We start from the raw sequence: 12,230 nt of genomic DNA, 5'->3' as shown, positions 1-12,230 counted from the left end.
CGATGCGCCCGGGCGATCGCGTTTCTCACTACACTGAAAGAAAAACGAAGATCGCCGGCCATTTATCAAGGAGATTTCCCCCCCATGGCACTCAAGACTATTGACCATCTGCTCGCCGAGGGCGTGGACGGGCGCCACGTGCTCGTCCGCTCCGATTTCAACGTCCCGCTCGATGACGAGGGCAATATCACAGACCCGGGCCGCATCGATGCCTCCATCCCGACGCTCAAGGCCCTGCTCGATGCAGGCGCCAAGGTCATCGTCACCGCGCACCTGGGCCGTCCGAAGGGCGAGTTCAAGCCGGAGTTTTCCCTCAAGCCCGTCGCCGAAGCGCTCTCCGAGCGCCTCGGCCAGTTCGTCCCGCTCGCCTCCGACGTCTCCGGCGAGGACGCCCACGAGCGCGCCAACGGCCTGACCGAAGGCGAGATCCTGCTCGTCGAGAACGTGCGTTTCGACGCCAGGGAGACCTCCAAGGACGACGCCGAGCGCGCCGAATTCGCCGCCGAGCTCGCCGCGCTCGCCGCCGATGACGGCGCCTTCGTCTCCGACGGCTTCGGTGTTGTCCACCGCAAGCAGGCCTCCGTCTTCGATGTGGCTAAGAAGCTCCCGGCCTACGCGGGCTACCTCGTGGCCAAGGAGGTGGAGACCTTAAGCGCCGTCAAGGACGCCCCGGTACACCCGTATGTTGTCGTGCTCGGCGGCTCGAAGGTCTCCGACAAGCTCGGCGTCATCCAGGCCCTCGCCGAGAAGGCCGACAAGGTCATCATCGGCGGCGGGATGTGCTACACCTTCCTCGCCGCCCAGGGCCACGACGTGCAGAAATCGCTGCTCCAAGACGACATGGTGGAGACCTGCGCGGAGCTTATTAAGACCTACGGGGACAAGCTCGTCCTCCCCGTCGACCTCGCCGTCGCCCCGGAGTTTGACAAGGGCGCGGAGAAGAAGATCGTCGGGCTCGACGACATCCCCGAGGGCTGGATGTCTCTCGACATCGGCCCGGAGACCGCGAAGACGTACGCGGAGGCGGTCAAGGGTGCCAAGACGGTCTTCTGGAACGGCCCGATGGGCGTGTTCGAGTTCCCGAACTTCGCCGATGGCACCAAGGCCGTCGCGACCGCGATGATTGAGGCGACCCGGGACAACGGCAGCTTCACGGTCGTCGGCGGCGGCGACTCGGCGGCGTCGGTACGCATGCTCGGCCTCGACGAGGACGGCTTTAGCCACATCTCGACCGGCGGCGGCGCCTCCCTCGAGCTCATCGAGGGCAAGGACCTGCCCGGCGTGAGCGCGGTCAGCGAGTAGGGCGGGGGAGGAGCACCGATGGCACGCAAACCACTTATCGCCGGCAACTGGAAGATGAACCTCGACCACCTCGAGGCTCTCTCGAGCGCGCAGAAGCTCGCGTTCGCCTTTCCGAAGGACGGCTACGAATACGTCGACATCGCGCTGACGGTACCGTTTACGGACCTGCGCTCGATTCAGACGCTTGTCGACGGCGACAAGCTCTCCATCACCTACGGCGCCCAGGACCTCTCCCAACACGATAACGGCGCGCACACCGGGGACATCTCGGCGAGCATGCTGGCCAAGCTGGGCTGCACCTGGGTCATCGTCGGGCACTCCGAGCGCCGCGCTGATCACGGCGAAACCGACGAGCTCGTCGCGGCCAAGGCGGCCAAGGCGCTCGCGCACGGCATCAGCCCGATCGTGTGCGTCGGTGAGCCCGAGGCGGTCCGCGACGCCGGTAGCCACGTCGCATTCGTCACCGAGCAGACCCGCGCCTCGCTGGCCGGGCTGAGCGCGGCCGACCTGGCGAAGACCGTCATCGCCTACGAGCCTGTCTGGGCGATCGGCACCGGCAAGACCGCCTCCGCGGCAGACGCGCAGGAGGTCTGCCAGGCGATTCGCGGGGTCATCCGCGAGCTTGCTGACGACGCCACGGCCGAGTCCATCCGCATCCTCTACGGCGGCTCCGTCAAGGTCGAGACGATTGGCGAGGTCGTCGCCGAACCCGACGTCGACGGGGGGCTCGTGGGCGGGGCCTCGCTCGACGGCCAAGAGTTTGCCAGACTCGCCGCCGCGGCCGCAAACGCCGTGCGGTAGCGGGCGTGCGCGGGGAGCCGGTGGCGGTCGTGTAATGTGTAGGCCATGATTGTGGCTCTCCAGATCACGCTGGTCATCACCGCCGTCCTGCTCACCGTCTTCATCCTGCTCCACCGGGGCAAGGGCGGCGGCCTGTCGAGCCTGTTCGGCGGCGGGGTCCAGGCGAACCTCTCGGGCTCGACGATCGTGGAGCGCAACCTCACCCGCTACACCATCGTCATCGCCCTGATCTGGATCACCTGCATCCTCGGGCTCAACATCGCGCAGTCCTTCGCGGCCTAGCGGCGCGCGCTAGTCCGGCGAGCTACCGCCGGACTACCCGATCGCGCTCGCCGCGTCCTCGCTGACGAACAACACCGTCTCCGCCCGGCCCACCGCGCCCGCCGCCGGCCACTCGACCGGATCGGCGCCGCGGGCCACGTGGCCCGCCGCCTCGGCCTTCTCCGCGCCGGAGACCAGCAACCACACACGCTCCGCGCGCGCCACGGCCGGAAGCGTCAGCGTGGCGCGCTCGGCCGGGGGCTTAGGCGAATCCGTCACCGCCACGACGAGGCGCTCCGACTCGCGCACCTGGGGCGTGTGCGGGAAGAGGGAATTGACGTGCCCCTCGCCGCCCATCCCGAGCAGGTGGAGGTCGAACCCGTCGGGCGCGAACCGGGCGAGCACCTCGTCGTAGCGCCGCACCGCGGCGGCCATATCCGACCCGTCGAGGCCGTATCCGTGGATGTTTGCCTCCGGTATGCCCACGTGATCGAGCAGGGCCTCGCGGGCCTGCCCCTCATTGGAGTCCGGGTGGGAGACCGGGACGTTGCGCTCGTCGCCGAAGAACACGTGGAGCCGGGCGAAGTCGATCGGGGCACCCCTCAGCGCGGCCAAGAAGCGAATGCCCGCGGTGCCCCCGGTGACAACGACGCGTGCGCAACCGTCGCCCCCGACCCCGCCGGACGGGTCGGACTGGATGGCGCCGACGAGCTCGGTGAAGCGAGCGGATGCGGCGTCGATAAGCGAGCCAAGCTCGCTGTGGCGCGACACGGCGACCATGCTAGCTCTCCTTCACGTGGGACAGGCCCTGCAGCGCGCGCGAGTACGCGGTATCGGGATCGAGGTGGCGCAGCTCCTCGGCCAGGCACTCCGCATCCGTGCGCGCCGTCATGGCCACATAGGAATCCGGGCTGCCGGGAACCGAGACGCGCACGGTGTGCTCGTCGATAACAGAGACGACGATGTCGCCGCGCTCGTAGCACAGCCGCAGCTCCGTGATCGGGACGTTCTCGATGATCTCGGAGGTCGGCGGTGCGGGGCAACGCGTCACGTCCACCCCGAGGCTGCTGGCCAGCCACCCGGCCGCGATGTCCACGCTCGGGTTATCCACCGGCCCGGAGATCGTCACCGCCGTGATGTCCTCGCCCTGGTGCCGGTCGGACGCCGAGGCGACGATGCCGCGCCACGGCGTAATCCGCGACCACATCATGTCCGAATCGCCCGGCGTATACCCGTTGGACAGGCGCAGAAGCGCGTTGCCGGAGACGTTGCGCCGCGCGTTGGTGATGCGCCGCTGGGCGATGTTGCCCAGGGGCGCTTGCGCCGGGCAGGCCGGGGCGGTGGTGGGCCACCACGCGGCGATCGGCGTATCGGGCAGGATCAACGGGGTCACCACGGCATCGAGGTTGGCCGTGAGCTCTCCGCCGAGGTGCATCACCACCATCTCGGAGGCCCCGGCGTCGGCGGTGAGGATGCACTCGGCGTCGAGGGTGGTCGGCGCCGCTGGGTCCCCAAGCAGCATGACGAGCACGCGGGCGGGGTGCTCCTGCGTCGCGTCGCGCACGGAGACGAGGATGGAGTCGACGTCGTCCGAGGCGGCAGCGACGACGATGAGGGTGAGCACGCGACCCGTTGCCAGGGAGTAGTTGTCGTGCGCGTCGAGCAGCGTCGCGGAAATCTCGCGCGTCGAGGTGTTGGGCAGGGGGATAATCATCTGCGGGGTCTCTTTCACATCGTGGGGCGGGCGGGGTGGCGCGGTGCCTTAGCTAGGGCCGGAGCTAGGGCCGGCGCCAGTGGCGTCCGGTGCGCTCGAGCATGGCGTCGGCGGAGGCCGGCCCCCAGGTGCCCGCAGGGTACTCGTCGGGGCGTCCGCTCGCCGCCCAGTGCTCCAAGATCGGGTCGAGGATTTCCCAGCTGCGCTCCACTTCCTCGTTGGTGGGGAAGAGGCCCGACTCGTCGAGCAGCGCGTCGAGGATGAGGCGCTCGTAGGCCTCCGGCGATTCTTCGGTAAACGCCTCGGAATAGGAGAAGTCCATATTGACGTCGCGCACCTCCATGGTCGAGCCCGGCACCTTCGAGCCGAAGCGCATGAGCACACCCTCGTCGGGCTGGATGCGCAGGACCACGGCGTTCGCCGTGAGCAGGTCGGTCTGGCCCTTCGCAAAAGGCTGAAACGGCGGGCGCTTGAACACGAGCGCGATCTCGGTGACACGCCGGCCGAGGCGCTTGCCCGTGCGCAGGTAGAAGGGCACCCCGGCCCAGCGGCGCGAGTTGATCTGCAGCGTACACGCAGCATAGGTCTCGGTCGAGGAGTTCGGGTCGAACCCCTCCTCCTCCCGCAGGCCGATGACCTTCTCGGAGCCCTGCCACCCGGCGGCGTATTGGCCGCGCGCGGTGGTGAGATCGAAAGGCTCGACCGGGGTGGTGGCGCGCAGCACCTTGAGCTTCTCGGCGCGCAGGCGGCGCGGAGAGAACGAGGTCGGCTCTTCCATGGCCACGAGCGCCAGGAGCTGGATGAGGTGGTTTTGAATCACGTCGCGGGCCGCGCCGATGCCGTCGTAGTAGCCCGCGCGTCCGCCCAGCCCGATGTCTTCCGCCATCGTGATCTGCACGTGGTCGATGTAGTTGGAGTTCCACACCGGCTCGAACATCTGGTTGGCAAAGCGCAGGGCCAGGATGTTTTGCACCGTCTCCTTGCCCAGGTAGTGGTCGATGCGGAAGACGGCGCGCTCGGGAAAGACCTGGTTGACCACGTCGTTGAGCTCGCGGGCGGAGGAGAGGTCGTGGCCGAAGGGCTTTTCGATGATGACCCGGCGCCACTGGTTGCCCTTCGGCTGCGCCATGTGGCAGCGGTCGAGCTGGTGGACGACGTCGGAGAAGTACTCCGGCGGGACGGAGAGGTAGAACGCCCAGTTGCCGCCGGTGCCGCGGTCGGCGTCCATCTGCGCCAGCAGCTCGGCGAGCCGCTCGAATGCCTCGTCGTCGTCGAAGGCACCGGTGACGAAGTGCATGCCCTCGGCAAGCCGGTTCCAGACGTTTTCGTTAAACGTCGTGCGCGAGGATTTCTCGATCGCGCTGCGCACGTAGTCCTCGAAGTCTCGCTTCGACCACTCCCGGCGGCCGAAACCCACGAGGGTGAAACCGGCCGGCAGGAGGCCACGGTTGGCGAGGTCGTAGACGGCGGGCAGGAGCTTGCGGCGCGCGAGGTCGCCGGTGACGCCGAAGATCACCATGCCGGAGGGGCCGGCGATCCGGGGCAGGCGCTTGTCGTCGGGTTGGCGCAGGGGGTTGACCCACGCGGCGTCTTCCGTCACGAATGTTCACCTCGAATGGTAGTAAGGGACGATTTTGGTTGTTCGTTCAAATTTACCCTGCCGCCGGGCGACAGGGTATGAGGATCCCGCGAATGCGCCGGCGCGCTAGTCGGCGAGGTTGGCAGACATCGAGTCGAGCAGGTCCTGCCAGGCGTCGACGAACTTCTCCACGCCCTCGCGCTCGAGCACGGAGACGACGTCATCGATGTCGATGCCGACGGCGGCGAGACGCGCGAAGACGGCCTGCGCGTCCTCGGCGGTGCCCGTGAGCGTGTCGCCCTTGAGCTCCCCGGCCTCGATGACGGCGTCGAGGGTGGCCTCCGGCATGGTGTTGACGGTATCGGGCCCGGCGAGCTCGGTGACGTACATGTCCGCCGGGTAGGCCGGGTTTTTCACCCCGGTCGACGCCCAGAGCGGGCGCTGCTTATTGGCCCCCGCGGGCAGGGCGGCCGGATCGGAGAACTCGTCGAGGAAGAGCTGGTAGGCCAGCCGCGCGTTGGCGATTCCGGCCTGGCCGCGCAGCGCGAGCGCCTCGTCGGTACCGATGGTCTCCAGGCGGTTGTCTACCTCGGTATCCATCCGGGAGACGAAGAAGGAGGCGACCGAGTGGATCGCGGAGACGTCGTGCCCGTTCGCCGCGGCCTGGCGCAGGCCCTCCCGGTAGGCGTCGATGACTTGGCGGTAGCGACCGACGGAGAAGATGAGCGTGACGTTGACGGAGATCCCGGCCGCCAGCGTTGCCGTAATGGCGGGCAGCGATTCGTCCGTGGCCGGAATCTTGATCATGACGTTGGGGCGATCGACAAGGCGCGCCAGCTCCGCGGCGTGCGCGACGGTGCGGGCCTCGTCGGCGGCGTAGCGCGGGTCGACCTCGATGGAGACGCGGCCGTCGCGCCCGTCGGTGGCCGCGAAGACGTCGGCGAAGAGGTCGCAGGCGTCCTGCACGTCTTTCACGCTCATGGCGTAGACGGCGGTATCGACGTCGCTACGCGCGGCCTTGAGCTCGGCGAGCTGCGCGTCGTAGGCGGTGCCCGCGGACATGGCCTTGGCAAAGATCGCGGGGTTTGTGGTCACGCCCTTAATGCTTTTCGACGCCTTGATCTCGCCCAGGTTGCCCGACGTGATCCGGTCCCGCGACAGGTCGTCGAGCCACGTGGAGGTGCCGATGTCGAAGAGTTGGTCAATGATGCTCATGGTTGCGTGGTCCTTAGTGTGTGGTGTGCTAGTTGCTCGTGCGTGCGCTGGCGATGGATGCGCGCGCGGCCTCGGCGACCGCCTCGGCGGTGATGCCGAAGCGCTCGAAGAGCTCGGCGCCGGGGGCGGAGGCGCCGAAGTGCTCGAGCGAGACGGCGCGGCCGTGGGCGCCGAGGAAGCGGTACCAGGGCATGGCGATGCCCGCCTCGACGCTCACGCGTGCCTCCACCGCGCGCGGCACAACGGATTCGACGTAGGAGTCTTCCTGCTCGAGGAACCACTCCATCGACGGCATGGACACGACGCGGGCGGCTGTGCCCTCGGCCTCGAGCGTTTGCGCCGCTTCCACCGCGAGCTGCACCTCGGAGCCGGTGCCGATGAGGATGACATCCGGGGTCGGCTTCGAGCCCTCGACAAGTACGTAGGCGCCGCGGGCCACGCCGTCGAAGGCCTTCTCCCTGGTGCCTTCCAGCACGGGGACGTTCTGGCGGGTCAAGGCCAGCGCCTTCGGCTGCTCCTTGGCCTCGAGCGCGGCCTTCCACGCGGCGGAGGTCTCGTTAGCGTCGGCCGGGCGGATCACCGCGAGGTCGGGGATGGCGCGCAGCGCGGCGAGCGTCTCCACCGGCTGGTGGGTCGGGCCGTCCTCGCCCAGGCCAATCGAGTCGTGGGTGAAGACGTAGTAGCCGTCGATGCCGGAGAGAGCGGCGACGCGGATCGCGGGGTAGAGGTACTCCGAGAAGATGAGGAAGGTGCCGCCGTAGACGCGGGTGCCGCCGTGCAGGGCGATGCCGTTCATGATCGCGCCCATCGCGTGTTCGCGGATGCCGAAGTGCAGGTTGCGCCCGTAGGGCTCGGCGGTGAACTTCCCCGTCGTGATCGCGTTCGGGCCGAACGAGTTCGCGCCCTTGATCAAGGTGTTGTTCGAGCCGGCGAGGTCGGCCGAGCCGCCCCAAAGCTCCGGCAGCGCGGCCGCGGCGGCCTGGATCGCCGCCTCGGACGCCTTGCGGGTCGCCACACCCTTCGGGTCGGCGTCCCAGGTGGGCATCTCCGCGCTCCAGTTCTCAGGCAGCTCGCGGGCGGTGAGGCGGCGGAGAAGCTCGGCGCGCTCCGGGTTGGCCTCGGCCCACGCGCTAAACCTTCTGTCCCACTCCGCCCGCTTGGCGGCGGCGCGCTCACCGAGCTTGCGGGTGTGCTCGATGACCTCGGGCTCGACGGGGAAAGAGACCTCAGGATCGAACCCGAGGGCCTGCTTGACCAGCGCGATCTCCTCTCCACCGAGCGCGGCGCCGTGGACGGCCCCGGTGTTTTGCAGGTTGGGGGCCGGGTAGCCGATCACGGTTTTCACCCGGATGATGCTCGGGCGAGCCGTCTCGGCCTTCGCCTCGGCCACGGCGGCCTCGATGGCGACGACATCCTCGCCGGATTCCACCGTGAGCGTCTGCCAGCCGTAGGCCTCGTAGCGCTTCATCACGTCCTCGGTAAACGCGATGCGCGTGTCGTCTTCGATGGAGATGCGGTTGTCGTCCCAGAACAAGATGAGGTTGCCCAGCTGCTGGGTACCCGCCAGGGAAGACGCCTCCGCGGTCACGCCCTCCTGGAGGCAGCCGTCGCCCGCGATGACGTAGATGAAGTGGTCGAAGGGGGACTGCCCGGCCGGAGCGTCCGGGTCGAACAGGCCGCGCTCGCGCCGCGCCGCCATGGCCATGCCGACGGCCGAGGCAAGACCCTGGCCGAGCGGGCCGGTGGTGATTTCGACGTGCTTGGTGTGGTTGTACTCCGGGTGGCCCGGGGTCTTAGAGCCCCAGGTGCGCAGCGACTTGAGGTCGTCGAGCTCGAGGCCGAGGCCACCGAGGTAGAGCTGGATGTACTGGGTGAGCGAGGAGTGCCCGTTGGAGAGCACGAAGCGGTCGCGCCCCACCCAGTGGGGGTCGGCCGGGTCGATGTTCATCACCCTCTGGTAGAGCGTGTAGGCCAGCGGCGCGAGCGACATGGCGGTACCGGGGTGGCCGGAGCCGCACTTCTCCACGGCGTCGGCGGCGAGCACGCGAACCGTATCGACGGCCCTCGTATCCACATCGGTCCAGTCCGCCGGGTAGTTGCGCACGGTCATGGCTTGAAGCTCGGCGGGCAGCGTGGCCTGCTGCGCCGGGCTGGGGGCCGCGCTGGGGGCCTCGTTCGAGTTGGTCACTATCGTCCTCGCTTGTATGTTCGCTGGGTACTTCTCTGGTGTATTTCTTTGGCGCGCGCGGCCGCGTCGACTGCGCGCGCAGTGGCACCTAGCCTATCGTTTCTCACGGCTGTGGTTCGGCGACGCCGCGGCAATGCTGCGCCTGCGCGGCCGCCGCGCGCAATTCGTCCTTCAATTCGTCCCCTGTGCCCCGGGGCCGCTACCATCATACGAAGGTATGAAGGCCCCCGGGCGGGGGCACGCGACGGCGGAGGAGATTATTTCGGTGGAGACCATCAAGGCTTATTTCGCGCTGACGAAGCCGAGGGTCATTGAGCTTCTCCTCATCGCCGCCATCCCGGCCATGCTCCAGGCCGATCGCGGCGAAGTCGACCTCTGGCTCATCCTGGGAACCCTCTTCGGCGGGTGGATGGGCGCCGGCGCCGCCAACACCTTCAACATGGTCGCGGACTACGACATCGACCAGCAGATGGGCCGCACGCGCGCCCGGCCCCTGGTGCGCCACACCGTGACCAAGACGCGCGCGGCGCTCTTCGCGTGGGCGCTGCTCGCTGCCTCCGTCATGTGGCTCGGGTTGTTGTGCCACTCGTGGCTCGCGGCAGGGTTCGTGGTGCTGACCAACTGGTTCTACATCTACGTCTACACGAAGTGGCTCAAGCGCAGGACCTGGCAAAACGTCATCTGGGGCGGAGCGGCCGGGTGCATGCCGGTGCTCGTCGGGTGGGCCGCCGTCCGCGATAACGTCACCGATGGCACCAGCGACCAGTGGTGGCAGGCGGTGGTGCTGTTCATGATCATCTTCTTCTGGACACCGCCGCACACGTGGGCGCTGGCGATGAAGTACAAAGACGACTACGCCCGCGTCAACGTGCCCATGCTGCCCGTTGTGGCCACGGCGCAGGAGACCACCCGCCAGATCGTGTTCTACTCCTGGCTCACCGTCGCCACCTCGCTGCTCATCGTGCCGGCGACGTCCTGGATCTACCTCGTCGCAGCCGTGGTCTCCGGCGCGGCGTTTTTGGTCATGGCCACGCGCCTGCACCGCGGGGTCGTCGCCGGCGAGGACGTCAAGCCGCTGAAGCTTTTCATCCTGTCCAACAACTACCTCGCGGTGCTCTTCCTCGCCCTGTCCGTCGACGCCGTGCTGGGGTGGCCGACAGTCGGGGCGCTGCTCTAGCCCGCGACCTTGAGCACGACCGAGCCGGTGGTGCGGCGCGCCTGGAGTTCGGTGTGGGCGGCGATGGCGTCGTCAAGCAGGAAAGGCTCGTGGATCCTCAACCGCAACGAGCCCTCCTCGATCGCGCGCACCACCGCCTGGGCGCGCAGGCGGAACTCGTCGTCGCTGGCGACGTACGCGCCGATGGAGGGGCGGGTGAGGAAGAGCGAGCCGTGCTTGTTGAGCTCCTGGATGGCAAAGCCCTCGACCTCTCCCGAGGCTGAGCCGAAGGAGCAGACCAGGCCGCGCGGGCGGCACGCCTCAAGCGCCTGCGGAAACGTCGTCTTGCCCACGCCGTCGAACACCGCGTCGACGCCGCGCCCGCCGGTGGCCTCGCGGGCCTTGGCGGCGAAATCGTCGTAGCCGAAGACAGCGGACGCGCCCGCCTCGGCGGCGAGCGCCGCCTTCTCCGGCGTCGAGGTCACCGAGTAGACAATCGCCCCGGCGCTCACCGCCATCTGCGTGAGCACGAGGCCGACCCCGCCCGCCCCGGCGGTGACCAGCAAGGTATCGCCCTCGCGCGTCTCTCGGGTGCCAAAGAGCAGGTAGTGGGCGGTCATGCCCTGCAGAAGCATCGAGGCCGCGACGGGCAGATCGATGCCCTCAGGCACCGCGACGAGACGGTTGCGCTTCACGCAGACCCGCTCCGCGTAGGAGCCGGGGGCGTCGTGCCACGCCACGACCGTGCCCGCGGCGATCTCGCCGGCGGGGTCGGCGAGCACGCGGCCGCAGCCCTCCGAACCGGGAATGTAGGGAAGCTCCTGGGCATAGGACCCTGAGCGGAAGTAGGTGTCAATGTAGTTGACCCCGGCGTAGGCGACCTCGACGAGCACCTCGTCGGGCGCGGGGCGAGGCTCGGGCCGATCGACGACGTTTAAGACCTCGGGCCCACCGGTTTCCGTGACAAAAATCGCCTTCATGCCCACCCAGACTAGGGCACGGGGCGATGTGCGCGCTAGGCTACGGCAGCCGCCTGCGGCCGTGCGCCCACAAGAACGCGGTTGCGGCGACGACAACCGAGGACATGGCGATGTGCATGGGCACGGTCCAGCGTGGCACCCCGAGGTAGAACTGGGCCACCCCGATGCCCCACTGGATGATGATCATCGCCACGAGGACGACGGCGGTGGAAAACGCGTCCGCCGGTGCGTGCGAGCGCCGCAGGAGGTAGACGGTGCACAAGGTGGCGATGAGGTAGGCGTACATGCAGGCGGCGTGGACGTAGGCGAGCATTTCCGTATCGAGGGCAAGGCGGCCCTCCATTCCCACCGTCGCGTCGCCGGAGTGCGGGCCAGAGCCCGTGACCATCGTGCCGGTAACGAGCACGACGCACAGCGCCGCCGCGGCGAGGGCGGCCAGGCGGCGGGCTGCGGGCGCGAAGCGCACGATCAATGGGGCCTCGTCCGGCTCGGCGATGCGCATATAAAGCAGGGCCGCGACCCACACCAGCGCCATGGACGGCAGGAAGTGGACGGCCACCGCCCACCACCGCAGGTCCACGAGCACGGAGATGCCGCCGATAATCGCCTGGAGGACAACGCCCCCGATCGAGGCCCAGGCGAGCGCCTTGATCTCTCGGCGACGTCCCGCGCGGTGGGCGGCGATGACGACGGCGATCGCCGCGGCGGAGACGACGAAGGTCAGCAAGCGGTTGCCAAACTCGATGGCCTGGTGCACGAGGGGGGCGGCGCCCGCGACGGGGACCAGGGAGTCGGCGTTGCACAGCGGCCACTGGCTGCAGCCCAGCCCGGAGCCGGTGACGCGCACGAGCGAGCCGGAGACCGTGATGCCGCCCTGGCACAACAGGAGCACGAGGGCGAGCCTGCGCTGCAGCGCCACAGTGGGGCCTTCCCGCCGCCCGCGCGGGGTGGAATCCTTGCTTAAGGTCGCAACCATGGCGTTCGCACGCACCTTCCTTGCCTCAAACTTTCGATGGATACTTAGTCTAATCGAC

General features: G+C 68.5%; 11 protein-coding genes. 4 read left to right on the top strand and 7 right to left on the bottom strand.

From position 1 onward, the window contains the following. Positions 1–84: 84 nt before the first annotated feature. From C3E79_RS05835 to secG, 3 genes are read left to right on the top strand one after another with little or no spacing between them, the layout of a single operon-like run. Positions 85–1,302, top strand: coding sequence for a phosphoglycerate kinase (locus C3E79_RS05835; protein ID WP_108404065.1), 1,218 nt, complete (start codon positions 85–87; stop codon positions 1,300–1,302). Positions 1,303–1,320: 18 nt separating this feature from the next. After that, on the top strand, positions 1,321–2,103 hold the full coding sequence (gene tpiA / locus C3E79_RS05830; RefSeq protein WP_108404064.1) for a triose-phosphate isomerase: 783 nt from the start codon (positions 1,321–1,323) through the stop codon (positions 2,101–2,103). A gap of 45 nt (positions 2,104–2,148) precedes the next feature. Next, positions 2,149–2,385 (top strand): preprotein translocase subunit SecG, encoded by a 237-nt coding sequence (gene secG / locus C3E79_RS05825; RefSeq protein ID WP_108404063.1) that lies wholly within the window; start codon positions 2,149–2,151, stop codon positions 2,383–2,385. A 33-nt stretch (positions 2,386–2,418) separates the two neighbouring features. Here secG and pgl read toward each other — a convergent pair whose 3' ends face one another. The 5 genes from pgl to tkt form a co-directional block, all read right to left on the bottom strand. Then, the gene (gene pgl, locus C3E79_RS05820) at positions 2,419–3,144 is read right to left on the bottom strand and encodes a 6-phosphogluconolactonase (protein WP_108404062.1); all 726 of its coding nucleotides are present in this window, start codon (positions 3,142–3,144) and stop codon (positions 2,419–2,421) included. Between the two features lies 1 nt (position 3,145). Then, entirely contained in the window at positions 3,146–4,078 is a 933-nt protein-coding gene (locus C3E79_RS05815; RefSeq protein ID WP_108404061.1) for a glucose-6-phosphate dehydrogenase assembly protein OpcA, read from the bottom strand. A gap of 64 nt (positions 4,079–4,142) precedes the next feature. After that, positions 4,143–5,678, bottom strand: coding sequence for a glucose-6-phosphate dehydrogenase (gene zwf / locus C3E79_RS05810; protein ID WP_108404060.1), 1,536 nt, complete (start codon positions 5,676–5,678; stop codon positions 4,143–4,145). Between the two features lie 105 nt (positions 5,679–5,783). Further along, positions 5,784–6,872, bottom strand: a complete 1,089-nt coding sequence (gene tal / locus C3E79_RS05805) for a transaldolase (protein ID WP_108404059.1) — start codon at positions 6,870–6,872, stop codon at positions 5,784–5,786. A 28-nt stretch (positions 6,873–6,900) separates the two neighbouring features. After that, positions 6,901–8,982, bottom strand: coding sequence for a transketolase (gene tkt, locus C3E79_RS05800; RefSeq protein ID WP_108405084.1), 2,082 nt, complete (start codon positions 8,980–8,982; stop codon positions 6,901–6,903). Positions 8,983–9,325: 343 nt separating this feature from the next. On the opposite strand from tkt, the gene C3E79_RS05795 reads away from it, so the two are divergent. Continuing rightward, the gene (locus C3E79_RS05795) at positions 9,326–10,237 is read left to right on the top strand and encodes a heme o synthase (RefSeq protein ID WP_108405083.1); all 912 of its coding nucleotides are present in this window, start codon (positions 9,326–9,328) and stop codon (positions 10,235–10,237) included. On the opposite strand, the gene C3E79_RS05790 is transcribed toward C3E79_RS05795, so the two are convergent. Continuing rightward, positions 10,234–11,196 (bottom strand): quinone oxidoreductase family protein, encoded by a 963-nt coding sequence (locus tag C3E79_RS05790; protein WP_108404058.1) that lies wholly within the window; start codon positions 11,194–11,196, stop codon positions 10,234–10,236. The two genes, C3E79_RS05795 and C3E79_RS05790, sit on opposite strands and share 4 nt — an antisense overlap. A 40-nt stretch (positions 11,197–11,236) precedes the next feature. After that, positions 11,237–12,172 (bottom strand): COX15/CtaA family protein, encoded by a 936-nt coding sequence (locus C3E79_RS05785; protein ID WP_108404057.1) that lies wholly within the window; start codon positions 12,170–12,172, stop codon positions 11,237–11,239. Between the last annotated feature and the right edge of the window lie 58 nt (positions 12,173–12,230).

It is taken from the genome of Corynebacterium liangguodongii, from assembly GCF_003070865.1.
Classification (GTDB): domain Bacteria; phylum Actinomycetota; class Actinomycetes; order Mycobacteriales; family Mycobacteriaceae; genus Corynebacterium; species Corynebacterium liangguodongii.
Note: the sequence above shows the minus strand (reverse complement) of the source record. Positions and strands in the feature narration are given on the sequence as shown.